Origin of the sequence: Mycobacterium sp. DBP42 (assembly GCF_005924235.1) — a bacterium.
Lineage (GTDB): Bacteria > Actinomycetota > Actinomycetes > Mycobacteriales > Mycobacteriaceae > Mycobacterium > Mycobacterium syngnathidarum.
In genome coordinates this window covers 139,669-164,526 of sequence record NZ_VCMY01000003.1, presented here as the reverse complement: position 1 = coordinate 164,526, position 24,858 = coordinate 139,669, and the positions used below count along the sequence as shown (strand labels likewise).

The window sequence follows — 24,858 nt, the reverse complement described above, 5'->3', positions numbered from 1 at the left end:
GCTTTTACTTAAAGCAGTTTTGATGTGTTCAGTTGTGTGCCCGCGAGAGTTGCCGCGACGAGCTTACTGACCCGTCGCCTTCGCGATGATCTCCTTCGCCACGTTCGCCGGAACTTCGGCGTACGAGTCGAACACCATGGAGTAGTTCGCCCGGCCCTGGGTCTTCGACCGAAGGTCGCCCACGTAGCCGAACATCTCCGACAGCGGTACCTGCGCCTTGACGACACGCGCACCGCTGCGCTCCTCCATGGCCTGGATCTGACCACGGCGGGAGTTCAGGTCGCCGATCACGTCGCCCATGTAATCCTCGGGCGTCGTGACCTCGACAGCCATGATGGGCTCGAGGATGACCGGCTGGGCCGCCTGGGCAGCCTTCTTCAGCACCTGCGAACCCGCCACCTTGAACGCCATTTCCGAGGAGTCGACCTCGTGGTAGGCGCCGTCGAGCAGCGTCAGCTTCAGGTTCACCAGCGGGTAGCCGGCCAACACGCCGTACTGCATGGCGTCCTGCGCACCGGCATCCACCGACGGGATGTACTCGCGCGGGATGCGGCCACCGGTGACCTTGTTCTCGAACTCGTAGGTGGCACCGTCCTCGCCGATGAACGGCTCGAGGTCGACGAGCACCTTCGCGAACTGGCCGGATCCACCCGTCTGCTTCTTGTGGGTGAACTCGACCTTCTCCACCTTGCGGCGGATGGTCTCGCGGTAAGCCACCTGGGGCTTACCGACGTTGGCCTCGACCTTGAACTCGCGACGCATACGGTCCACCAGGATGTCCAGGTGCAGCTCGCCCATACCGCCGATGACGGTCTGGCCGGTCTCCTGGTCCAGGTGCACCTTGAAGGTCGGGTCCTCTTCGGCGAGCTTCTGGATCGCGGTGCCCAGCTTCTCCTGGTCACTCTTGGTCTTCGGCTCGATGGCCACCTCGATAACCGGATCCGGGAAGGTCATCGACTCCAGCACGACCTGCTGGTTCGGATCGCACAGGGTGTCACCGGTGGTGGTGTCCTTCAGACCGATCACGGCGTAGATGTGACCCGCCGAGGCCGACTCGACCGGATTTTCTTTGTTCGCGTGCATCTGGAACAGCTTGCCCAGACGCTCCTTCTTGCCCTTGGTGGCGTTGATGACCTGGGCACCGGACTCGACCTTGCCCGAGTACACGCGGACGTAGGTGAGCTTGCCGAAGAAGGGGTGCACAGCGATCTTGAACGCCAGAGCAGAGAACGGCTCTTCGGTCGACGGCTTGCGCAGAATCTCTTCGTCCTCCTTGCCGGGGACGTGGCCCTTGACGGACTCGACATCCAGCGGCGACGGGAGGTAATCGATCACGGCGTCCAGCATCGGCTGCACACCCTTGTTCTTGAACGCACTGCCGCACAGCACCGGGTACAGCTCGCTGCTCACGGTCAGCTTGCGGATCGCGCCCTTGATCTCATCGATCGTGAGCTCTTCGCCGCCGAGGTACTTCTCCAGAAGCTCCTCGTCGGTCTCGGCGACGGTGTCCAACAGCTCGCTGCGGTACTGCTCGGCCTTGTCGGCCAGATCCGCGGGGATCTCGACGGTCTCGTAGCTCTCACCGAGCTTGGTCTCACCGCGCCATACCTTGGCGTTCATCTCGACCAGGTCGATGATGCCCTCGAACTCGTTCTCGGCGCCGATCGGCAGCTGGATCACCAACGGCTTGGCGCCGAGGCGGTCCTTGATGGTCTGCACGGTGAAGTAGAAGTCCGCACCGAGCTTGTCCATCTTGTTGACGAAGCAGATCCGGGGCACGTCGTACTTGTCGGCCTGACGCCACACCTGCTCGGACTGGGGCTCAACACCCTCCTTGCCGTCGAACACGGCAACGGCACCGTCGAGCACGCGCAGGCTGCGCTCCACCTCGACGGTGAAGTCGACGTGCCCGGGGGTGTCGATGATGTTGATCTGGTTGTTGTTCCAGAAGCAGGTGACGGCTGCGGAGGTGATGGTGATACCACGCTCCTGCTCCTGCTCCATCCAGTCGGTGGTCGACGCACCGTCGTGCGTCTCACCGATCTTGTAGTTGACGCCGGTGTAATAGAGGATGCGCTCGGTCGTCGTCGTCTTGCCGGCGTCGATGTGCGCCATGATGCCGATGTTGCGGACCTTGTTCAGGTCTGTCAGCACGTCCTGTGCCACGGGATTCCCTTCGGGAAGATTACTGTCTAAAGGCTGATTTTGAATCTGGTCGCGGCTACGCCGCGCACGGAGCAAGCTCCGTGCGTCACCAGCGGTAGTGCGCGAAAGCCCGGTTCGCTTCGGCCATCTTGTGAGTGTCCTCACGACGCTTCACAGCGGCGCCCAGGCCGTTGCTGGCGTCGAGGATCTCGTTGGCGAGGCGCTCGATCATGGTCTTCTCACGACGGGCCTTGGAGAAGCTGACCAGCCAACGCAGGGCCAGGGTGGTGGAGCGATCGGGGCGAACCTCGACCGGCACCTGGTAGGTGGCACCACCGACGCGGCGGCTGCGCACCTCGAGGGCGGGCTTGACGTTGTCGAGCGCGCGCTTGAGGGTGACGACCGGATCAGTACCGGTCTTGTCGCGAGCCTGCTCCAACGCGCCGTAGACAATGCGCTCGGCCAGCGACTTCTTGCCGTCCAGCAGAACCTTGTTGACCAGCTGGGTGACCAGCTGCGACCCGTAAACCGGATCGTTGACCAACGGGCGCTTCGGCGCGGGACCCTTGCGCGGCATCAGCTCTTCTCCTTCTTGGCGCCGTAACGGCTACGGGCCTGCTTGCGGTTCTTGACACCCTGGGTGTCCAGCGACCCGCGGATGATCTTGTAACGGACACCCGGGAGGTCCTTCACACGACCACCGCGCACCAGCACCATCGAGTGCTCCTGCAGGTTGTGACCCTCACCGGGGATGTAGGCGGTGACCTCAACGCCGCTGGTCAGCTTCACGCGAGCGACCTTGCGAAGCGCCGAGTTCGGCTTCTTCGGGGTGGTGGTGTACACGCGGGTGCACACGCCACGGCGCTGCGGGCTGCCCTTGAGGGCCGCGGTCTTGACCTTCGCGACCTTGTCGCGGCGACCCTTGCGGACCAGCTGGTTGATGGTTGGCATGTACCGGCTTTCTCTGTGTTGCTTCTTGCTGTTTAAGTCTCTGTACTGCAGTTATCCCCCGGGCCGCGTACCCCGCGGCCGGGCGTGTCGCATGTGCTCACACCAGTGGAATTCCGATGCGTGTTAGACATGCAAATTCGCCCGGCGTGCGGGCACGCTAGCGAAACACTCAGCCACGTGCGCCTTCCGGCCAGGCACGATCTACCACAATACCAGGGCTGGGCGTGACGAACCAAACCCGCTCACGACGACCTTATCCCAGGTCAGACGCTACGACTCCGACTGCCCCATCCCGGCGGCCAGTCGTCGCAGCATATCGGTGAACACCGCATCGGTGTCGATATCGTCCATAACGCCCGTCATTTCCAGCAGGACGAAGCCGTGCAGAGCCGACCAGAACTGCAGCGCGGCATAGAACGCGTCCTCGCCTTCCAACCCGTACGAGGTGAGGACCTCGATGACCGGCCCGGCCGCAGCCTTGGTGGCTGCCGAGTACTCCGGGTCGTCCCCGCCGAAGGGCATCCGCGTGAAAGCCGAGTAGCGGCCCGGATGGTGATGCGCGTAGCTGCGGTAGGCGCTGGCCATGACCGCCACCGCATCGTCTCGGGTACGGCCGGCGCCGACGGTGTTGAGCATCTCGATGATGTCGTCGATCACCCGCATCCGGACCGTACGCCGCAGGTCGTCGAGGCTGTGCACGTGGTTGTAGAGCGACGGGCCCTTCGTTCCCAGCTGGCCGGCCAGGGCATTGATGGTCAGCGCATCCCAACCCTCACGGTCCAGGAACGTCAGCGCCGCGTTGACGATCGCGTCACGGCTGAGCTTCGTGGTCCGCGCCGGCCGGGACTGGGAACGCCGGGTTCCAGCCGCCTGTGCCTCCGGCCGAGCTGACATGTGGCACTGCCTTCGAGTCGATGTGATTGACGCCCAGATTTGGGCCGCCGTGAAACTCTAGCCCCTCAGACAGCGCAGATCAGTTCACCCGGCCCTGACTGAGCCGGGCGAGTTTCTCGGTGACCTGGCACAGGTCGGGCAGGGTGGCCGGGTTCATCGTCTGAATCGACCATGTGATGACGTCCCGTCCCTTGGCCACATAGACACTGCAGACATTGGGATCCGACGCGCGGAAGCCCTGGTGGCCGTCGATCGACAGCTCGGTCAGGGTGCGTCCGGCCCGGGTCTCCAGCGTCCTCTCGGTGTCCATGTCGCTGCCCCGGTACCACCAGGTGGAGATGCCCATCCCGGCACCGAAGGTGCCCAGCACCGAGTTCTCCTGCCAGAAACACCCGGTGTCGCTGACCACCGCCTTGGTGAACATCGACGAGCCGACGGCATCAGCGATGTCGGCATCGGTGACGCCGTTGCAGTCCGCGCCGTGAAAGCCGTCGCCGCGAGCCACCGGTCCCGACGTCGACGCTGGTTCCGTCGGCGCACACGCGGCGAGGGCGATTCCGGCTGCGAAGCCGACCAGACACCTCGCGGCGAGGTAGCGGTGCGCCACGGTCAGAGTTCCGATTGAAGAGTGGCTGAAAGCAATTTCTTGGCGTCCCGGCACGGATCACCTTTGCCCGCCTGCACCGCACCGCCCACACTGCGGAACTGCACCCACCAACTGATCACGCCCGACCCGGCGGCCGCCGTCGCCGAGCAGGCCGCGCCCGTCACATCTCGACGGGCCAAGAACGCCTGATGCCGCTCGACCACCACATCGGTGATCTCCGCATCCCGACTACGGGCCACCGCCCGCTCACGATCCAGCGAGCCCTCCTCGAACCAGGAGAAGATCACGTCGAGCATCGCCGGTGAACTCGAATTGGGCTGCGGACCGGGCTGGGCGTTGCGCGACAACACGTACTGGCAGACCGCGCCGCTGTAGGGGCGCACCACGTTGTCGGCGGCCAGGATCTCCTGGACGGTGCTGTCGACGAGCAGGCCACACCGGTCGTCCACGTACCCGAAACTGCGATCGGGGTCGTCGGTGTCGGCCGACGCACGCCGGGCAGCGCCGTCGATGGTGTGCGAACACCCCGCGACGGTCACCACGGCTGTGACTGCCACGGCAGCAGCCTGAACAACACACCGACGCATTGCTGAACACGGTACCGAGCAGTGACACCGCACGCGACCTGTCGGCAACCGCCCGCCAAACTGGTCAACACTTGCCGACAGCGCAAGGGCTCCACGTACTCTTCTCCCAGCGGATCGGAAGGGGATCTCACCGTGAATTGGAAAGCTGTGGGTCGGATAGCTGTTGCCGGACTGCTCACGTTGCCGTTGGCACTCACCATCGGCGCGCCCGGCGCGGCGGCCAAGAACGGTGACACCACCATCACCGGCCAGGGCGTCGAACAGACCATCGACTGCAACAACGCGACGTTGTTCGTCAACGGAACCGACATCCGGGTCAACGCGTTGGGCACCTGCTGGGCAGTGGCCGTGCAGGGGTCGTCCAACGTGATCGTCGCCGACAACGTCATCAACGACGTGACCGTGTACGGCTATGACCAGACGGTGTTCTTCAAGAACGGCGATCCCATACTCGTCGACCGCGGCCGCGAACTGGGGATGACAAACCAGATCAGCCGTGTACCCGCCTGACGACGCCTGACGACGTCTGAGCAAGAAAGCAGAGAAGACCCGTGCGTACCCGTTTCCCCCACACCCAGCTGATCCTCGGAGTCGGCGCGGCAGCCGCTGCGCTCAGCCTGGCGGCCTGCGGTTCCGAAAGCTCGGACACCACCACGCCCAGCGCCACCGCGGGCGAGTCGGGGGTCAATGTCGAAGTCGGCAACACCATCAACTACATGTCGGTCGGCACCACCACTGACATCGACTGCGCCGATGGCAAGTCGCTCACCGTGGGCGGCACCAACAACACATTGACGGTCAAGGGCACCTGCGCCAACGTGAACATCGGCGGATCCGACAACAAGATCACGTTCGAGCGGATCGACAAGGGACTGACGATCTTCGGGCTGAACAACACCGTCACCTACGACGCGGGCGACCCGAAGATCAACAACACCGGCAGCAACAACAAGGTCAACAAGGGCTAGTCTGCGCTGGCCCCGTGCCGGCCTGCGCCTGAGGCAAACCGTCCGGCACCATAGGCGGCCTCATCTGCGACACGGGCGATGCTGGCGAATTCGAAATCCATTGCCGCCTGCTCCGATTCGCCCCACTGATGATGGGCCGAAAGCCGGTCGGCCCGCAGACATTGCTGAGGTAGCCGGGCCAGCTCGGCGGCCAGTTCCTCGGCGTGCTTACGGGCTTGACCTTTGGGCACCACCCGGTTGGCCAGGCCGATCGCATGAGCTTCGTCGGCGTCGACGGCGCGTCCGGTCAGAATCAGATCCATGGCGCGGCTGTGCCCGATCAACCGGGGCAGCCGCACGGTGCCGCCGTCGATCAGCGGTACACCCCACCGGCGGCAGAACACCCCCATCACGGCGTCCTCGTCGACCACCCGCAGGTCACACCACAGGGCCAGTTCCAGTCCCCCGGCCACCGCGTGGCCGCTGATCGCCGCGATCACGGGCTTCGACAACACCATCCGGCTCGGCCCCATGGGCCCGGGGCCGGCAGGATCGAGCCGGTTCATCTCCGGCGTGCCGAATGCCTTGAGATCGGCTCCCGCACAGAATGTCCCACCCGCGCCGGTCAGCACCGCCACGGCGGCGTCGTCATCGCCGTCGAACTGTTCGAACGCGGCGTACAGGGCCGCGGCGGTAGGGCCGTCGACCGCGTTGCGGGCATGCGGCCGGTCGATGACGACCGTGGTCACCGGTCCGTTACGTTCCACCCGCACAGCGTCGGTCATGTCGCCTCCATCAGTTCGGTACCGTCGCGCCGCTCGACGAGTTCGGCGGCAAAGTCGTTGTACGCCTTGCGTAATTCAGCACCCGGCCAGTCGTCCGGCAGCAGCTCGTCCGGCAACACCGGGTCAGCCAGCAGGTGGCGCACGATCCCGGCGGCCGCGACGAACCGGCCCGGGACATCGGTCGCGTCGGCCATCTCGTGCAACAACTGCTCGCCGGTGCGCCGCCAGCCCGGTAGATCCCACAACCTGGCGACCAGGCCGGACGGATCCTCATCACGAGCGTGCAACAGCCGCACCCGGTCGGTGATCTCCTGGGGCAATACCTGCTCGAGGTTGTCCGGGCGCATCCACACCCCCTCGCGCAGTTCACCGAAGCGATACTGCTGCAACGTATTGCGCAGGGAAGCCCGGGTCCGGGCATCGGTGCCGACGCTGGTGATGACGAGGGTCAGCCACTGCCCGTCGTACCCGCGAAGCCGCGGGTCGATCGCGTCGTCCTGGCGGCGCTGGCGGGTCAGCAACCGGTCCGAGAGCCGGTAGCCGTCCTCGGAACGAACCAAGTCCCCGGCACTGACCATCCGGGTCAGCGCCACCCGTAGCGTCGGCTCTTTGATGTCGAAATCGGCTGTCAGCCGGACCAATTCGGCAGCGCTGGCCCAGGCCGGATGCGCACCGAGCAGCACGCTCAACACCACCGAGCGGGCCGTCATCCGTTTGAGCCCGGGCATCTCAGACCCCGGACGCCCTACGCCCGTGGTCGCCCATCGGCTCGTCGCGGTGACGCACCGCTTCGCGGAAGCCGTGCTCAACCGCGTCGGCGACGAAAGCGTGCCCTTCAGGAGTGTGCCGGGCGACGCCGTCGAACACGGTGCTGACCATCCGGCTGGTTGCCACCCCCTGCTGCAGCAGGGCCGTGTTGCAGGCCAGCTTGGCCATGATGAGCTGATTGACCGGCATCGCGGCGATGCGTGCGACGAGACGCTCGGTGCGCTCATCGAGATCTTCCGGCTGAGGCGCCTCGACAGCCAGACCCCACTCGGCGGCCTGCGCTCCGGTGATGCAATCTCCGGTGAACAGAAGGCGTTTGGCGCGTTGATCCCCCAGCCGGTGCGCCCACAGGCCTGCGGCCGGAACACCCCAGACCCGCATCGGCGGATAGCCGATCTTGGCATCGGCGGCGGCAATCACCTGGTCGGCGTGCAGAGCGATGTCGGTTCCGCCGGCCACGCAGTAGCCGTGGATCTTGACCACGGTCGGCTTGTCGGCATGCATCAGGCTGGAGAAGCCGCGCACGAACCGGCTCATCATCTGGTAGTCGACCATGGGATCCCACGGTTGATCCGGAAGATGGTTGACGGCCTGGGTTTTACCCGACAACACGGTCCCGTCGTAGCGATGCCCCCCGGCCTCACCCGTGCCGTCGGCGTAGGCGGACAGGTCGAAGCCGGCGCAGAAGCCCTCACCGCGGCCCGATACCAGGATCACGTGCACATTCGGATCGAGGTCCGCACGCTCGACCAGTGCCTGCAGTTCCAGCGGAGTGTCCGCCACGATCGAATTGCCTTTTTCGGGGCGGTTGAACGTGATGCGCGCTATCCGGTCGGTGACCTCATAAGTCATGGTCTTGAGATTGTCGAAATCGACGGTCATGCGTTGGTCACCTTCCCCGCGAGCAGACACAAAACTGTCCACGATTGGCTCGAAAATGCGCAGTTTTGCTGGCCGTCACCCCTTGACCAGCGCACGCTCGAGGATCGGCGCGAGGTCCAGCCCGGTCGGCAAGGTGCCGAAGGCCTGGCCCCACTGCCCGCCGAGCCGGCTGGCCAGGAAGGCCTCGGCCACCGCCGGATGTCCGTGACGCACCAGCAGCGCGCCCTGTAGCGCCAGCGAGATGTCCTCGGCCACCTTACGACCGCGGTACTGGATCGTCTCCAAGTCGGCCAGGTCGTTCTGCAGTGTGGTGACATGGCGGTCCAGCCGCGGGTCCTGTCCGGCGGTCTTGGACAGTTCGTCGAACAGCACCTCGACGCTCTCCGGCCGGGTAGCCATGGCGCGCAAGGTATCCAGCGCGCTGACGTTGCCCGAGCCCTCCCAGATACCCATCAGCGGGGCCTCGCGGTACAGCCGCGGCATACCGGAATCCTCGACGTAGCCGTTGCCGCCCAGGCATTCCATCGCCTCGGCGGCGTGCGGAGTGGCGCGCTTGCACACCCAGTACTTGCCGGCCGCCAGGCCGATACGACGCAGCAGCGCTTCCCGCTCGTCGCCGCGGACCGCCTTGTCGGTGGCACCGGCCATCCGCATCGCCAGCATGGTCGCCGCTTCGGCCTCCACGGCCAGGTCGGCCAGCACGTTGCGCATCAGAGGCTGATCGATCAGATAGGCGCCGAACGCCTTTCGGTGCTGGGCGTGGTGCACGGCGCGGGTCAGCCCGCTCCGCATGCTGGTGGCGCTGCCCAGCGTGCAGTCCAACCGGGTGAGGTTGACCATCTCGATGATGGTCGGCACGCCGCGGCCCTCCTCGCCGACCAGCCAGGCGGTGGCGCCGTCGTACTCGACCTCGCTGGAGGCGTTGGCGTGGTTGCCGAGCTTGTCCTTGAGTCGCTGCAGGAACATCCGGTTGCGGCTGCCGTCGGGCAGGATGCGCGGCAGGAAGAAACAGCTCAGGCCGCCCGGGGCCTGTGCGAGAACCAGGAAGATGTCGCCCATCGGCGCCGACGTGAACCACTTGTGCCCGCGCAGCGAGTACGTGCCGTCACCGTTCGGCGTGGCTTCGGTGGTGCCGGCGCGGACGTCGGAGCCACCCTGCTTCTCGGTCATCGACATGCCCGCGGTGATGCCGGCCTTGGTCGTGGCGAGCTTGAGTTCGGGGTCGTAGACCCGGCTGGTCAGCAGCGGCTCGTAGATGGCCGCCAGCTCGGGGTTGAACCGCAGTGCGGGCACGACGGCATAGGTCATCGAGATCGGGCAGACGTGCCCGGGCTCGACGGTCCACACCGAGGTCTTGGCGGCGCGGACCACATGCGATCCCTCGCGCTCATCGGCCCACGGAGCGCCGTGCAGGCCGTGGGTGACGGCCACGTTCATCAGCTCGTGATACGCCGGGTCGTACTCGACTTCGTCGATCCGATAGCCGAGGCGGTCATGGGTGTGCAACACCGGCTGGTTGCGGTCTGCCAGCTCACCCCAGCGTTGAGCCTGGGCGCTGCCGTTGATCGCGCCGAGCTCGTGAACCTCGTCGATGCCCCACTCCCCGCCTTCGCGGATCAGTGCCTCGGCGAGCACCGGTGAGGTCGCTGGGTTGTAACCCTCCAATGCGGGGACCTGATTGGTGACGACATGCGTGCCCGCGGAGGCGAGGAGCGAAGGATCAACAGCCATGACCCCAGTGTTACAAATTTCCGACAGTCGCACAATAGTTGTAATGCGGTGCGGCCTCTCGGCTCGGCCGGTCACACCGGATCGAGCTCTCCCACTGCGGTGGGCAGCTCGGCACTGTCGCGGGGCCGTTCGTCGGGCCGTTCGTCGCGCTCACGCGGCCGTGCCGACCGCCACGCCTCAAACCGATTGAGCGCGAACAGCACCACCGCTGCCAGGGTCCAGCCGAGCAGGATGTCGACCACATAGTGCTCGGCGGTGTACACCAACGTGAAGGCCATGATGAGCGGGTAGGCCACCAACAACGGCCGCCATCCACGGTTCACCCGATTCCACAAGAACGCCGCGACCGCCGCGGTGAGCCCCGCATGCAGGGACGGGATCGCCGCGACGAGGTTCACGCTGGCCTGCCCCTGATCGATCAGTGCCGTCGCGGTATGCAAGTTGAGCTTGCCCCAGCCGCGGGTGACGATCCGTTCGATCCACTCGTGGGCACCGTCCCGACTGCCCTCCATGGCGCCGAGCAGCCCGCCGTCGACGGCTTCGCGCGCCGACCGGAACATGCACCGCGGCCCCGACGGACCACCGTCGACGTCACCTGCGGTACATCGCGCAGCGGCCCACGGCGGCGCGGCAGGCAGCAGCGCATAGATGGCCAAGGCCACGAACGACAGCCCGACGAACAAGCGGACGAACCGCTTCCACTCCTCGCGGTCCCGCAGCCACAGCACACCGGCAACGACGTAAGGAAGGATGAAAAACGACATGTACACGGTGCTGATCACGACCTCCCACCACGGCGGGTGGGCCAGTTTGAGCCGTTCCTGCAGCCACACCGTGGGAACCGTGCCGAAGAACATCCACCGGTCCGCGTCGACCTGCCAATGCCACAAGGTGGGCCGGCCGACGAGGGTCGCCGCACCACGGCTGAGGTCGTAGGCGGCCAGCACCACGGCAAACGGCAGCCAGTCACGGATGACGTAGAGCATCCGACGGCCCTGCCCGATGCTCGCAGCCAACAGCCCGGTCGCGATGTACAGCAGCAACAGCTCGCGGTTGAACGCGAAACCGTCGGTGGCGGTGCGGTAGATCACCACGGCAGCCCAGGTCAGGATCGCCGCGTACCGCAGGATTCGCAGTCGACGCGCACGTGCCGTCGCTCCCGCCTGCGCGGGAGCTGCTTCGGTTACCGAGTCATCAACCGCGGTCACAGAAGTGACGTTAGTTCACCTACACGTCACGCGGTCGTTGATAACGATTCAGACCACCGATCGTTATCAGCCCGCGTGCTCACGCAAGAAGGCGATGTCGTCCTTGCGTCCTTCTTCCGCGGTCTCACAGATCACCGGCGCGTCGGCCGCCTTGACCACCGCCGCCAGCAATTGTGGATCGATCTGCCCGGCACCGAAATTGGCGTGACGATCCGCGCCCGAACCGGCCGCGTCGCGCGAATCGTTGCAGTGCACCAGGTCGATGCGACCCGTGATGGCCCTGATCCGGTCCACCGCGTCGATCAACGCCTCCCCCGCCGCCCAGGCATGACACGTGTCGAGGCAAAAGCCGATTCCCTTGTCCCCGATGCGATCCCACAATTTGGAGATGGTGTCGAAATGCCGGGCCATCGCGTGCTCGCCACCCGCGGTGTTCTCCAGGTAGACCGGCACGTCGGTGTTCAGCGAGTCCAGGGCCTTGACCCAACGTTCGAACCCGGCCTCCATGTCATTGTCATCGGCATGGCCTCCGTGCACGATCACCGCGGTGGCGCCGATCTCCGCGGCGGCGTCGCACGTGTCCTGCAGGATCTTGCGGGACGGAATCCGCACCCGGTTGTTGGCCGACGCCACGTTGATCAGGTACGGCGCGTGCACATACAGCGGCACCGTCGACGCCTTGAGCACCTCGGCATCCTCACGGGGCTTGGGTTTCTTCCAGCTTTGCGGATTACCGAGGAAAAACTGCACCACGTCGGCGCCGTCTGCGGCTGCCGCGGCCAATGGGTCGGTGTTGTCTACATGCGAGCCGATGAGCACGCCGCCAAGTCTAGGCGGGGACGGTGACAGTCTTTTCACGGTCGAGTGGCCAGTTATGCCACGCGAACCGTCGATGTGCGTGGCATAACTGGCCACTCGACCACCAACCCGCACGAAAAAGCCCCCGCCGGAGCGGGGGCTTTTCCGTGACTGACTAGCGGTAGTCGCTGTACCCGTAATCGTCCAGCGGCACCGCGGCACCGGTGGCCGCACCGAAGTCCGGGCTGTAGTACTGATCCTCGTAGGACGGGATCGTGTACGCCGCAGCGCGGGCCTCTTCGGTCGGCTGCACCTGGATGTCGCGGTATCGGGCGATGCCGGTACCGGCCGGGATCAGCTTGCCGATGATCACGTTTTCCTTCAGACCCTGCAGCTTGTCGCTGCGGCAGTTGATCGCCGCATCGGTGAGCACGCGGGTGGTCTCCTGGAACGACGCCGCCGACAGCCACGAATCCGTGGCCAGCGATGCCTTGGTGATACCCATCAGCACCGGACGTCCGGCCGCGGGCTCGCCGCCCTCGGCCACGACGCGACGGTTCTCGGTCTCGAACTCGGCACGCTCGGTGAGCGAACCGGGCAGGAACTCCGTGGCGCCCGAGTCGATGATCGTGACGCGACGCAGCATCTGCCGGACGATGACCTCGATGTGCTTGTCGTGGATCGACACGCCCTGGGCCCGGTAGACCTCCTGGACCTCCTTGACGAGGTGGATCTGCACCTCGCGGGGGCCCTGGACACGCAGCACCTCGTGCGGATCGGCGGAGCCTTCCATCAGCTGGTCACCGACCTCGACGTGGTCACCGTCGGACAGCACACCTTCGGAGCCGTCTTCGTGGGTGATCACGCGCAGGCGCTGACGCTTGGAGAGCTTGTCGTAGACAACTTCCTCGCCACCGTCGTCGGGAACGATGGTGATCTTGAAGAACTTGTCGCTCTCCTCCAGCCGGACCCGACCCGCGACGTCGGCGATGGGCGCCTTGTTCCGCGGGATACGAGCCTCGAACAGCTCCTGCACGCGAGGCAGACCACCGACGATGTCGGCGCCACCGGTAACACCACCCTGGTGGAAGGTACGCATGGTCAGCTGGGTACCGGGCTCACCGATGGACTGGGCGGCGACGATGCCGACGGCCTCGCCGATGTCGACCAGCTTGCCGGTGGCCATCGAACGGCCGTAGCACTTGGCACACACACCGGCAGCCGAGCCACAGGTCAGCACCGAGCGCACCTTCACCTGCGAGATGCCGGCAGCCAGCAGCGCGTCGATGGCCGGGTCACCCAGGTCATGGCCGCGCTCGATGACGACGTTGCCGTCGGCATCGACTGCGTCGGTGGCCAGGGTCCGGGCGAACGCCGAGGTCTCGACGTGTGCGTCGCGGATCAGCGAACCGTCCGCAGCGCGCTCGGCCAGCGTGACGACGATGCCGCGCTCGGTCTCGCAGTCGTTCTCGCGAACGATGACGTCCTGCGACACGTCCACCAGACGACGGGTCAGGTAACCCGAGTCGGCGGTACGAAGAGCGGTGTCGGCCAGACCCTTACGGGCACCGTGGGTGTTGATGAAGTACTCCAACACCGTCAGGCCCTCGCGGAACGAGGACTTGATCGGGCGCGGGATGAACTCACCCTTCGGGTTGGTCACCAGACCCTTCATGCCGGCCAGGGTGCGGGTCTGGGTGAGGTTACCCGTGGCGCCCGACTTCACGATCGTGATGATCGGGTTGTCGGCCGGGTAGTACTCCTCCAGCGCCTTACCCACCTCTTCGGTGGCGTCCTGCCAGATCTTGACCAGGGACTCGTTGCGCTCGTTGTGGTTCAGCGCGCCGCGCTGGTACTTGCGCTCGATCGCCTCGGCCTCGGCCTCGTGCCGCTCCAGGATCTCCTGCTTCTGCGGCGGCACCAGAACGTCGGCCATCGAAACCGTGACACCCGAACGGGTGGCCCAGTGGAAGCCGGCGTCCTTGAGCTTGTCGACGGTCTGCGCCACCACGATCATCGGGAAGCGCTCGGCCAGGTCGTTGATGATCCGGGCCTGGACCTTCTTGTGCATCTGCTCGTTGACGAACGGGTAGCCCTTGGGCAGCAGCTCGTTGAAGAGCACCCGGCCCAGCGTGGTCTCGGCGGTCCAGGCGTCGCCCGGCTTCCAGCCGTTCTCGAACAGTTCAGCCTCGACGTTGGCCGGCGGACGCGCGTCGGTCAACCGCACCTTGATCTTGGCGCGCACCGACAGGGCACCGCGGTCCAGCGCCATGATGGCTTCGGCCGGGCTGCTGTACACACCCTGCTCCGGCGAATCCTTGCCGGCCGGCGCGTACTCGCCGAAATCCCCGGCCACCTCGGTGGTCAGGTAGTACAGACCGGTCACCATGTCCAGACGCGGCATGGCCAGCGGCTTACCCGACGCCGGGGACAGGATGTTGTTCGAGGACAGCATCAGGATGCGGGCCTCGGCCTGCGCCTCTGCCGACAGCGGCAGGTGCACGGCCATCTGGTCACCGTCGAAGTCGGCGTTGAATGCCTCACACACCAGCGGGTGCAGCTGGATGGCCTTGCCTTCCACCAGCTGCGGCTCGAAGGCCTGGATACCCAGGCGGTGCAGGGTAGGTGCACGGTTCAGCAGCACGGGATGCTCGGCGATGACCTCTTCGAGGACATCCCACACCTGCGGACGCTGACGCTCGACCATGCGCTTGGCGCTCTTGATGTTCTGGGCGTGGTTCAGGTCGACCAGCCGCTTCATCACGAACGGCTTGAACAGCTCCAGCGCCATCAGCTTCGGCAGACCGCACTGGTGCAGCTTCAGCTGCGGGCCGACCACGATGACCGAACGGCCCGAGTAGTCGACGCGCTTACCGAGCAGGTTCTGACGGAAGCGGCCCTGCTTGCCCTTGAGCAGATCGGACAGCGACTTGAGCGGGCGGTTGCCCGGTCCGGTGACCGGACGGCCGCGACGGCCGTTGTCGAACAGCGCGTCCACCGACTCCTGAAGCATGCGCTTCTCGTTGTTGACGATGATCTCGGGCGCACCCAGATCGATCAGTCGCTTGAGCCGGTTGTTGCGGTTGATCACGCGGCGGTACAGGTCATTCAGGTCGGAGGTGGCGAACCGGCCACCGTCGAGCTGAACCATCGGACGCAGCTCCGGCGGGATCACCGGGACGGCGTCGAGCACCATGCCCAGCGGGGAGTTGCCCGACTGCTGGAAGGCCGCGACAACCTTCAGACGCTTGAGGGCGCGCAGCTTCTTCTGGCCCTTGCCGCTGCGGATGGTCTCCCGCAGGTTCTCGGCCTCGGCCTCGATGTCGAAGTTCTCGATGAGCTTCTTGATCGACTCGGCACCCATGGCACCGGTGAAGTACTCGCCGTAGCGGTCCTGCAGCTCGCGGTAGAGCACCTCGTCGACGATGAGCTGCTTGGGAGCCAGCTTGGTGAAGGTGGTCCAGATCTCGTCGAGCCGGTCCAGCTCACGCTGGGCCCGGTCACGGAGCTGACGCATCTCACGCTCGCCGCCGTCGCGCACCTTGCGGCGCACGTCGGACTTGGCACCCTCGGCCTCGAGCTCGGCCAGGTCGGCCTCGAGCTTCTGGGCCCGGGCCTCCAGGTCGGAGTCACGCTGGTCCTCGACGGCCTTGCGCTCGACGGCCATCTCGGCCTCGAGCGTGGACAGCTCGTTGTGGCGCATCTCGTCGTCGACCGAGGTGATCACGTAGGCCGCGAAGTAGATGATCTTTTCCAGATCCTTCGGGGCCAGGTCGAGCAGGTAGCCCAACCGGGACGGGACACCCTTGAAGTACCAGATGTGCGTGACGGGTGCGGCCAGCTCGATGTGGCCCATCCGCTCACGGCGCACCTTGGCGCGGGTCACCTCGACGCCGCAGCGCTCACAGATGATGCCCTTGAACCGGACGCGCTTGTACTTGCCGCAGTAGCACTCCCAGTCGCGAGTCGGTCCGAAGATCTTCTCGCAGAACAGGCCGTCCTTCTCCGGCTTCAAGGTGCGGTAGTTGATGGTCTCCGGCTTCTTGACCTCGCCGAAAGACCAGTTGCGGATGTCGTCCGCAGTGGCCAGGCCGATGCGGAGTTCATCGAAGAAGTTGACGTCTAGCACGTAACTCCCTTTCCCCTTGCGGGTGTTGAAACTTGACTACTGGGCGAGATCAGGCGAGGTCTTCGACTGAAGCGGATTCGTTGCGCGACAGGTTGATTCCCAGGTTCGCGGCAGCGCGCTCCAGGTCCTCGTCGTCACCGTCACGCATCTCGATCGCCGCGCCGTCGCTGGAGAGCACCTCGACGTTGAGGCACAGCGACTGCAGCTCCTTGAGCAACACCTTGAACGACTCCGGAATACCGGGTTCGGGGATGTTCTCGCCCTTCACGATCGCCTCGTACACCTTGACCCGGCCGACGGTGTCGTCGGACTTGATGGTCAGCAGCTCCTGCAGGGTGTAGGCGGCACCGTAGGCCTGCATGGCCCAACATTCCATCTCACCGAATCGCTGGCCACCGAACTGCGCCTTACCGCCCAGCGGCTGCTGGGTGATCATCGAGTACGGACCGGTGGAGCGGGCGTGGATCTTGTCGTCCACCAGGTGGTGCAGCTTCAGCATGTACATGTAGCCGACCGTCACCGGGTACGGGAACGGTTCGCCACTGCGGCCGTCGAACAGCGTCGCCTTGCCGTCGGCATTGACCATGACCTCGCCGTCGCGGTTGGGCAGCGTCGAGCCGAGCAGACCGGCCAGCTCCTCCTCGCGAGCACCGTCGAACACCGGGGTGCTCACGATGCTGTCGACCGGCGCCGAGTGCAGCTGCTCGGGCAGCTTGGACGCCCATTCCGGAGTCCCCTCGGCGACATCGATGCTCCAGCCGGCCTTGGCGACCCACCCGAGGTGGGTTTCCAGGATCTGGCCGATGTTCATACGACGCGGCACACCGTGGGTGTTCAGAATGATGTCCACCGGGGTGCCATCGGGCAGGAACGGCATGTCCTCGACGGGCAGGATCTTGCCGATGACGCCCTTGTTGCCGTGGCGTCCGGCGAGCTTGTCGCCGTCGGAGATCTTGCGCTTCTGGGCCACGTAGACGCGGACCAGCTCGTTGACGCCGGCGGGCAGCTCGTCGTCGTCCTCGCGGGAGAACACGCGGATGCCGATGACCTTGCCGGACTCACCGTGGGGCACCTTCAGCGAGGTGTCGCGGACCTCACGGGCCTTCTCACCGAAGATGGCACGCAGCAGGCGCTCCTCCGGGGTCAGCTCGGTCTCACCCTTCGGGGTGACCTTGCCGACCAGGATGTCGCCGTCGCGGACCTCGGCGCCGATGCGGACGATGCCGCGCTCGTCGAGATCGGCCAGCACCTCATCGGAGACGTTCGGGATGTCCCGGGTGATCTCCTCGGCGCCCAGCTTGGTGTCGCGGGCGTCGATCTCGTGCTCTTCGATGTGAATCGAGGTGAGCACGTCCTCTTCAACCAGGCGGTTGGACAGGATGATCGCGTCCTCGTAGTTGTGGCCTTCCCACGGCATGATCGCCACGAGCAGGTTCTTGCCCAGGGCCATCTCACCGTTCTCGGTGCACGGACCGTCGGCGACGACCTGGCCGGCCTCGACCCGCTGCCCGGCATCCACGATCGGACGCTGGTTGGCGCAGGTGCCGTGGTTGGACCGGGCGAACTTACGCATCCGGTAGGTGTGCCGGGTGCCGTCGTCGGCCATCACGGTGATGTAGTCGGCCGAGACCTCCTCGACGACGCCCGCCTTCTCCGAGACCACGACATCGCCGGCGTCGATGGCCGCACGCAGCTCCATGCCGGTGCCGACCAGCGGGGCCTCGCTGCGCACCAGCGGAACCGCCTGGCGCTGCATGTTGGCACCCATCAAGGCGCGGTTGGCGTCGTCGTGCTCGAGGAACGGGATCATCGCGGTCGCGACCGACACCATCTGGCGCGGCGAGACGTCCATGTAGTCGACGTCGGACGGGCCCACGTTCTCGACCTCGCCACCCTTACGGCGCACCATCACGCGGTCTTCGGTGAAGCGACCGTCGGGAGCGATCGGCGAGTTGGCCTGCGCCACGACGTGGCGGTCCTCCTCGTCGGCGGTCAGGTAGTCGATCTGGTCGGTGACCACACCGTCGACGACCTTCCGGTACGGGGTCTCGATGAAGCCGAACGGGTTGACCCGGGCGTACACCGACAGCGAGCCGATCAGACCGATGTTCGGACCCTCAGGGGTCTCGATCGGGCACATGCGGCCGTAGTGGCTGGCGTGCACGTCGCGGACCTCAAGGCCGGCACGTTCACGGGACAGACCGCCGGGGCCCAAAGCGGACAGACGCCTCTTATGAGTTAGCCCGGAAAGCGGGTTGTTCTGGTCCATGAACTGCGACAGCTGGCTGGTGCCGAAGAACTCCTTGATCGCCGCCACGACGGGACGGATGTTGATCAGGGTCTGCGGCGTGATCGCCTCGACGTCCTGGGTGGTCATGCGCTCGCGCACGACACGCTCCATGCGGGACAGGCCGACCCGGATCTGGTTCTGGATCAGCTCACCCACGGTGCGCAGACGACGGTTGCCGAAGTGGTCGATGTCGTCGACTTCGACCGGTACTTCAACACCACCAGGCACCGTCATTACGGTCTGGCCCTCGTGCAGACGCACCAGGTACTCGATGGTGGCGACGACGTCTTCCTCGGTCAGGGTCGACGACGTGATCGGCTGGCCGGCGTTCAGCCCCAGCTTCTTGTTGACCTTGTAGCGGCCGACGCGGGCCAGGTCGTAACGCTTCTCCTTGAAGAACAGGTTCTCCAACAGGGTCTGCGCGGACTCCTTGGTCGGCGGCTCGCCCGGACGCAGCTTGCGGTAGATGTCCAGCAGCGCCTCGTCGGGACCGGCGGTGCTGTCCTTCTCCAGGGTGCCCATCATGATCTCGGAGAAGCCGAAGCGCTCGGTGATCTGCTCGTTGGTCCAACCCAGCGCCTTGAGCAGCACGGTGACCGGCTGGCGACGCTTGCGGTCGATGCGCACACCGACGGTGTCGCGCTTGTCGACGTCGAACTCCAGCCACGCACCGCGGCCGGGGATCACCTTGACGCTGTGCAGCGTCTTCTCGGTGGACTTGTCGATGCTCTCGTCGAAGTACACACCGGGCGAGCGCACGAGCTGGCTCACCACGACACGCTCGGTGCCGTTGATGATGAAGGTGCCCTTCTCGGTCATCATCGGGAAGTCACCCATGAAGACCGTCTGGCTCTTGATCTCACCGGTGTTGTTGTTGATGAACTCGGCCGTGACGAACAGCGGGGCCGCGTACGTCATGTCCTTGTCTTTGCACTCGTCGACCGGCGCCTTGACCTCGTCGAAGCGCGGGTCGGAGAAGCTCAGCGACATCGAGCCCGAGAAATCCTCGATCGGGGAGAGCTCTTCGAGCACCTCTTCGAGGCCGCCCTTGGGGTCGGTCTCACCGCGATCGACAGCCTTCTGCCGCCATTCATCCGAACCCACGAGCCAATCGAAGGAATCCGTCTGAACGTCGAGCAGCCCCGGAACCTCAAGTGGCTCGCGGAGCTTGGCAAAAGAAACTCGGTTTGGTGCTCCTGGGACGGAGTTATTGGTGATAGCGTTCGCTGACTTGCTCTGGCTAGAGACTGCCAAGATGCATCCTTCCAGCACCTCATGCGACTGCGCGGAAGGCCTTCGAAAAGATCCGAGTGCCGGCCCGATCGTCGCTTTTTCTGCGTCGGTTCGGCTGGCTACTTCCCACTTCAGCCTGTCCGAAACCCCATACGCACGGCACAGGACTAGATACTGAGCAACGCTCAGGCTAGAACACTATGTGCAGGTCAGGTGAGGGTGGGCAGGATGCAGCCAGCGCAACGTCCAACAATAGCGCAAGACGGCAACTTATTCAACGAGCAGTCCTCGGCCACCAATACTCACCGTGTGAATCGGGTCACCCGGCGCTGGCTGGCGTCCCTCAACCCTTTCACACATGCTGCCCAACAGATTGGCCTGTCCATGGCCGTCCGTCAAGAGGTGACGCGCGGTTTTGTGCGCCGAGATCTCCCCTGAACTGCAGGTCGGGCAAACTCCTGCCGAGCGCCGGTCAGGCCACTCCGAAGGCGCGAGCAGCCCCGATGCGCTGACCGCACCCAGCTGTACAACTCCGCCGTGCCACGGCGCCCTGCCCCATGACGCAAATCAGGCCGGACCCTGGGGGCCCGGCCTGATTGATCCAAACTCAGCTCTGGTGTGGCACCTCGATGGCACCGGTCGGCGCATCGTCCTCAGCCGCACGGTGGTGGCGCGTGGTGGGCTCGTCGCCGAACTGGTGTACCGGCAGCCTGTGGGTGCCCTCGAGGTCGTCGAGGATCGCGGCTTGCGCGGCGGGCGGCAGGGTGTGCAGGATCTCGCGCACGCGGGCCTGGCGGCGGGCCACACCCTGACGCTCGGGCATACCGGGCGTTGCGGTCAGCTGCGGCGGCACGCCTTCGATCTCTTCGACACCGCCGTCATGCTGACCGGCGTCGAGCATGGCCTGCTCGGCGGCCGCGGTCGCCTCGTCCTTCTCCTCGGACATACCGATCGGGCCGATACGCCGTCCGTTGAGGAACTGCTTGACGACGGGTTCCTCGCTGGTCAGCAGCACCTCGCGGGGGCCGAACATGACCAGCTGCTTGCGGAACAGCATGCCGATGTTGTCGGGCACGGTACGGGCGATGTTGATGTTGTGCGTCACGATCAGCACCGTCGCGTCGATCTGCGCGTTGATGTCGATGAGCAGCTGGCTCAGGTAGGCGGTACGCACCGGGTCCAGGCCGGAGTCCGGCTCGTCGCAGAGGATGATCTGCGGGTCGAGCACCAGCGCGCGGGCCAGGCCGGCACGCTTGCGCATACCACCGGAGATCTCACCGGGGAACTTGTGGCCGTCGTTGGGCATACCGACGAGCTCGAGCTTTTCCATCACGATGTTGCGGATTTCGCTCTCGCTCTTCTTCGTGTGCTCGCGCAACGGGAAGGCGGTGTTGTCGTAGATGTTCATCGAGCCGAACAGCGCGCCGTCTTGGAACAGCACGCCGAACAGGGTGCGGATCTCGTAGAGCTCCTTGGCCGAGCACTCGAGGATGTTGGTGCCGTCGATGACGATCGAGCCGCGCTCGGGGCGCAGCAGGCCGATCAGGGACTTCAGGAACACCGATTTACCGGTACCCGACGGGCCCAGAAGCACGCTGACCTCGCCAGCAGGAATCGACATCGTGACGTCTTCCCAAATCTTCGATGATCCGAAAGATTTGCTAAGCCCCGTCACATCGATCTGGACGCCCATAAAGATCCTTCCGCCTACGGCTCACCCCGCCACCTGCTGCGGCCTGTGGCTTGAGTCACCATAGCGCACGCGGCGCCGACCACACACGCATGTCTCCCAACATCCGGGAGTACCCAGTCCTGAGTCGAACCAATCGGAGCCCATCCAAGCAAAGAACCCCCGAATCCGTGGGGATTCGGGGGTTCTTGCGGTCAGGTGTCGAACTACTTGACGCTGACGGTGGCGCCGGCAGCCTCGAGCTTGGTCTTGGCGTCGTCGGCGGCCTCCTTGGAGACCTTCTCCAGCAGCGGCTTGGGAGCGCCGTCGACCAGATCCTTGGCTTCCTTCAGGCCCAGGCCGGAGACGATCTCGCGGACGACCTTGATCACGCCGATCTTCTTGTCGCCGGCACCCTCGAGGATGACGTCGAACTCGGACTGCTCCTCGCCGGCCTCGGCGGCAGCGCCACCGGCAGCGGGGGCGGCAGCAACGGCGACCGGTGCGGCAGCGGTGACCTCGAAGACCTCTTCGAACTGCTTCACGAACTCAGAGAGCTCCAGCAGGGTCATTTCCTTGAATGCGTCGAGCAGTTCGTCGGTGGACAGCTTGGCCATGTTTATGGTCCTTCCTGGTTTTTCTTACAGATGTTGGGTGGTTTGTGCGGTTGAGCAGCAGCGGCAGGTGAAGCGGAAGCTTCTACGCAGCTTCCTCAGCAGCCTTCTTCTCCTGCAGCGCCGCGGCGAGGCGGGCAACCTGAGAAGCGGGCGCGTTGAACAGGCCGGCGGCCTTGGACATGTTGCCCTTCATGGCGCCTGCCAGCTTGGCGAGCAGAACCTCGCGCGATTCGAGGTCAGCGATCTTCTCGACCTCGGCGACGGACAGCGCCTTGCCGTCCATGTAGCCGCCCTTGATGACGAGCGCCTTGTTGTCCTTGGCGAACTTCTTGATCGCCTTGGCGGCGTCGACAGCTTCGCCGGTGACGAACGCGATCGCGGTGGGACCGACGAACAGCTCGTCGAGCCCGTCGATGCCGGCTTCGGCTGCCGCGCGCTTGACCAGAGTGTTCTTGGCGACGCGATAGGTGGCGGAGTCACCGAGCGCACGACGCAACTCGGAGATGTTGGCCACCGTGAGGCCGCGGTACTCGGTGACGACGGCAGCCGTCGACCCCTGGAACCGCTCGACAATGTCGGCAACCGCTGCGGCCTTGTCATCTGTGGCCATGCATGCCTCCTTGTGGTGGGTATCGGGCGCTCCACCAAACTCGGGGCCGTGAAATGACGAACGCCCCGACGCAGACAGGTCGGGGCGCAGAGAAATCCAGTGCGGAACTGGTCCAGCCTCGTCCTCCTACGTGGGCCGCCGGGACATCTCCCGGACCTTCAACCTATTGCTAGGTGACCGACGGTCTTCGGTGGAACCAGGCCAGAGTAGCCGAACACCTGCCAATCAGCCAAAACGGGAGCGTCCGCCCCGCCTCAACCGGCGCCGGCCACCACCAGCAGCACGAACGCGGTCGCCAGTAACGCCACGCGCACCCAGTGCAGACGATCCCAGCGCCGGGCCAGGTCGTGGAACTGATCAAGGCCCCCGTCAGCAGCACCGGATCCCGCGGCGACACGGTTGTTGATCGGCACCAGCGTGGTCACCGACAGCAGCATGACCAGGATCATCAGCACCACGGCCGCGATGAGCAGGGGCCCGGGTCGCCACACCGTGACGGCGATCAGCAGTGCGGTGGAACCGATGTACCAGAACGGCATCGCCGTCCCGAGGATCCGGCTACCGGCGCCGCGAGCTTGCCGATACGCGGCGTCGGGCAGCCGCCGCAGGATCGGGTTGGTGAATGCGGCCACCCCGAACTCGACACCGAGAAGGGGACCCATGACGATGACGGCGAGAATTTGCAGGATTCCGTTCACATCGTCGAGCCTGGTCAGTACGCTGACAAAAAACAAGGTACTGACAAATTAGTCAGCATAGGAAGGCCCGACATGGCGGTTTCCAAGAAAGAGATCGGTGAGTGCCCGATCGACGCGACGTTGTCGGTCATCGACGGCCGCTGGAAGGGCACCATCCTGTGGCGATTGGCCGACGGGCCGATGCGCACCGCCGAACTGCGCCGCAGCATCCCCGACATCACCGAGCGCATGCTCATCCGGCACCTGCACGATCTGGTGCACGCCGGCATCATCGATCGCCATGACGCGGGCACGGTGCCGCCGTGCGTGCACTACTCGATCTCGGAGTACGGAAGAACACTGGAGCCGGTGCTGCAAGCCCTGTGCAACTGGGGTCGCACCCACATGGAGATCCAGAAGCACAACCGTCAGCCGCGGGCCAGGGCCGCCGCGCCCACCAGGCCGGCGTCGCCACCGAGTTCGGCCGGCACCACCCGCAGTCCCCGCAGGAATTCCAGCCCGGCGTAGTCGGCCAGCGCAGCGTGCAGTGGGTCGAACAACAGTGCCCCGGACTTGGCCACTCCCCCGCCGATCACCACCAGATCCAGATCGCACACCGCACCCACCGACGCGATCATCGCCGCCACCGCACGTGCCCCGCGCTGAAAGGCCATGAGCGCCACGCCGTCTCCCTGGTTGGCGGCATGACCCAGCGCCTTGGCATCCGTACCGTCCCAGCCGTGGCGCCGGGCCCAGCGCACCATGCTGGGGCCCGACGAGATGGTCTCGACGCAGCCGTGCCCGCCACACGTACACGCGTCGCCGCCATCGGGTGCGACGACGACGTGGCCGACATGACCCGCGTTGCCGGTACGGCCGTCATACGGTGCGCCGTCGAGCACCAGACCGCCGCCGACCCCGGTCGAGACCACCATGCCGAGCAGGAACGGCGCACCCCGCCCCGCCCCGCACCACTGCTCACCCAGCGCCATACACAGCCCGTCGCCGCCGAGCCGCACCGGCAGACGGGTAACCTCGGCCACCCGCTGCACTATCGGAAAGTGTTGCCACTCAGTGATATTGATCGGAGTGATCGTCCCGCGGGGCAGGTCGATCGGCCCGGCCGAGGCGACACCGACGCCGGTCGCGGCACCGTCCGCCGTCCGCATGGCCTCGCCGAGCAGCTTCTCGACCACGGCCCACACCGTCTCGGCGTCACCGTCGGGGGTCGGTAGCTGAGCCCGATGCGCCAGCCGCCCCTCGGAGTCGACCAGACCGGCGGCGATCTTGGTGCCGCCGATGTCGACCGCGAGGGTGAGAGTCACGTAGC

General features: G+C 65.5%; 22 protein-coding genes. 3 read left to right on the top strand and 19 right to left on the bottom strand.

The window, feature by feature from the left end; genetic code table 11:
- Window positions 1-63 precede the first annotated feature (63 nt).
- From fusA to E0T84_RS04925, 6 genes are all read right to left on the bottom strand, one after another.
- Window positions 64-2,166 (bottom strand): elongation factor G, encoded by a 2,103-nt coding sequence (fusA, locus tag E0T84_RS04950; RefSeq protein ID WP_070944311.1) that lies wholly within the window; start codon window positions 2,164-2,166, stop codon window positions 64-66.
- A gap of 85 nt (window positions 2,167-2,251) precedes the next feature.
- Window positions 2,252-2,722, bottom strand: a complete 471-nt coding sequence (rpsG, locus tag E0T84_RS04945) for a 30S ribosomal protein S7 (RefSeq protein WP_003881868.1) — start codon at window positions 2,720-2,722, stop codon at window positions 2,252-2,254.
- Window positions 2,722-3,096, bottom strand: coding sequence for a 30S ribosomal protein S12 (gene rpsL, locus E0T84_RS04940; RefSeq protein ID WP_003881867.1), 375 nt, complete (start codon window positions 3,094-3,096; stop codon window positions 2,722-2,724). The genes rpsG and rpsL overlap by 1 nt, the downstream gene beginning before the upstream one ends.
- Window positions 3,097-3,366: 270 nt before the next feature.
- Window positions 3,367-3,990, bottom strand: a complete 624-nt coding sequence (locus E0T84_RS04935; RefSeq protein ID WP_019344482.1) for a TetR/AcrR family transcriptional regulator — start codon at window positions 3,988-3,990, stop codon at window positions 3,367-3,369.
- Window positions 3,991-4,069: 79 nt separating this feature from the next.
- A complete protein-coding gene (locus E0T84_RS04930; RefSeq protein ID WP_249383577.1) occupies window positions 4,070-4,597 on the bottom strand; it encodes a DUF3558 domain-containing protein in 528 nt (175 codons plus the stop codon).
- A 2-nt stretch (window positions 4,598-4,599) separates the two neighbouring features.
- Window positions 4,600-5,184: a DUF3558 domain-containing protein gene (locus tag E0T84_RS04925; RefSeq protein WP_138743956.1), complete on the bottom strand. Its 585-nt coding sequence runs from the start codon at window positions 5,182-5,184 to the stop codon at window positions 4,600-4,602.
- Window positions 5,185-5,331: 147 nt separating this feature from the next.
- On the opposite strand from E0T84_RS04925, the gene E0T84_RS04920 reads away from it, so the two are divergent.
- Window positions 5,332-5,694, top strand: a complete 363-nt coding sequence (locus E0T84_RS04920) for a DUF3060 domain-containing protein (protein ID WP_371725697.1) — start codon at window positions 5,332-5,334, stop codon at window positions 5,692-5,694.
- Between the two features lie 41 nt (window positions 5,695-5,735).
- Window positions 5,736-6,152 (top strand): DUF3060 domain-containing protein, encoded by a 417-nt coding sequence (locus tag E0T84_RS04915; RefSeq protein WP_070944314.1) that lies wholly within the window; start codon window positions 5,736-5,738, stop codon window positions 6,150-6,152.
- Here E0T84_RS04915 and E0T84_RS04910 read toward each other — a convergent pair.
- The 12 genes from E0T84_RS04910 to E0T84_RS04855 form a co-directional block, all read right to left on the bottom strand.
- Complete coding sequence (locus E0T84_RS04910; protein WP_138743955.1) at window positions 6,149-6,916, bottom strand: crotonase/enoyl-CoA hydratase family protein; 768 nt, start codon at window positions 6,914-6,916, stop codon at window positions 6,149-6,151. The two genes, E0T84_RS04915 and E0T84_RS04910, sit on opposite strands and share 4 nt — an antisense overlap.
- Window positions 6,913-7,644, bottom strand: a complete 732-nt coding sequence (locus E0T84_RS04905; protein WP_138743954.1) for a PaaX family transcriptional regulator C-terminal domain-containing protein — start codon at window positions 7,642-7,644, stop codon at window positions 6,913-6,915. Before E0T84_RS04905 ends, E0T84_RS04910 begins: the two co-directional genes overlap by 4 nt.
- Before the next feature lies 1 nt (window position 7,645).
- On the bottom strand, window positions 7,646-8,566 hold the full coding sequence (locus E0T84_RS04900) for a crotonase/enoyl-CoA hydratase family protein (RefSeq protein WP_138743953.1): 921 nt from the start codon (window positions 8,564-8,566) through the stop codon (window positions 7,646-7,648).
- 75 nt (window positions 8,567-8,641) lie between these two features.
- Entirely contained in the window at window positions 8,642-10,297 is a 1,656-nt protein-coding gene (locus E0T84_RS04895; RefSeq protein ID WP_138743952.1) for an acyl-CoA dehydrogenase family protein, read from the bottom strand.
- A gap of 71 nt (window positions 10,298-10,368) precedes the next feature.
- On the bottom strand, window positions 10,369-11,505 hold the full coding sequence (locus E0T84_RS04890; protein WP_138743951.1) for a phosphatase PAP2 family protein: 1,137 nt from the start codon (window positions 11,503-11,505) through the stop codon (window positions 10,369-10,371).
- Window positions 11,506-11,571: 66 nt separating this feature from the next.
- A complete protein-coding gene (locus E0T84_RS04885; protein WP_138743950.1) occupies window positions 11,572-12,324 on the bottom strand; it encodes a deoxyribonuclease IV in 753 nt (250 codons plus the stop codon).
- A 154-nt stretch (window positions 12,325-12,478) separates the two neighbouring features.
- Window positions 12,479-16,432 carry a DNA-directed RNA polymerase subunit beta' gene (locus tag E0T84_RS04880; RefSeq protein ID WP_138743949.1) on the bottom strand — a complete coding sequence of 1,318 codons (3,954 nt, stop codon included), beginning with the start codon at window positions 16,430-16,432 and terminating at the stop codon, window positions 12,479-12,481.
- Between the two features lie 49 nt (window positions 16,433-16,481).
- Complete coding sequence (locus tag E0T84_RS04875; protein WP_371725693.1) at window positions 16,482-19,976, bottom strand: DNA-directed RNA polymerase subunit beta; 3,495 nt, start codon at window positions 19,974-19,976, stop codon at window positions 16,482-16,484.
- Between the two features lie 586 nt (window positions 19,977-20,562).
- Entirely contained in the window at window positions 20,563-21,648 is a 1,086-nt protein-coding gene (locus E0T84_RS04870; protein WP_138743948.1) for an ABC transporter ATP-binding protein, read from the bottom strand.
- Between the two features lie 203 nt (window positions 21,649-21,851).
- The gene (gene rplL / locus E0T84_RS04865) at window positions 21,852-22,241 is read right to left on the bottom strand and encodes a 50S ribosomal protein L7/L12 (protein WP_070944324.1); all 390 of its coding nucleotides are present in this window, start codon (window positions 22,239-22,241) and stop codon (window positions 21,852-21,854) included.
- A gap of 82 nt (window positions 22,242-22,323) precedes the next feature.
- A complete protein-coding gene (gene rplJ / locus E0T84_RS04860) occupies window positions 22,324-22,851 on the bottom strand; it encodes a 50S ribosomal protein L10 (RefSeq protein WP_070944325.1) in 528 nt (175 codons plus the stop codon).
- A 254-nt stretch (window positions 22,852-23,105) separates the two neighbouring features.
- Window positions 23,106-23,549, bottom strand: coding sequence for an anthrone oxygenase family protein (locus E0T84_RS04855; protein WP_371725692.1), 444 nt, complete (start codon window positions 23,547-23,549; stop codon window positions 23,106-23,108).
- Window positions 23,550-23,621: 72 nt separating this feature from the next.
- Between E0T84_RS04855 and E0T84_RS04850 the strand changes: the two genes are divergently transcribed.
- Complete coding sequence (locus E0T84_RS04850; RefSeq protein WP_138743947.1) at window positions 23,622-24,056, top strand: helix-turn-helix domain-containing protein; 435 nt, start codon at window positions 23,622-23,624, stop codon at window positions 24,054-24,056.
- Here E0T84_RS04850 and E0T84_RS04845 read toward each other — a convergent pair.
- Complete coding sequence (locus tag E0T84_RS04845) at window positions 23,957-24,853, bottom strand: ROK family protein (RefSeq protein WP_138743946.1); 897 nt, start codon at window positions 24,851-24,853, stop codon at window positions 23,957-23,959. The two genes, E0T84_RS04850 and E0T84_RS04845, sit on opposite strands and share 100 nt — an antisense overlap.
- Between the last annotated feature and the right edge of the window lie 5 nt (window positions 24,854-24,858).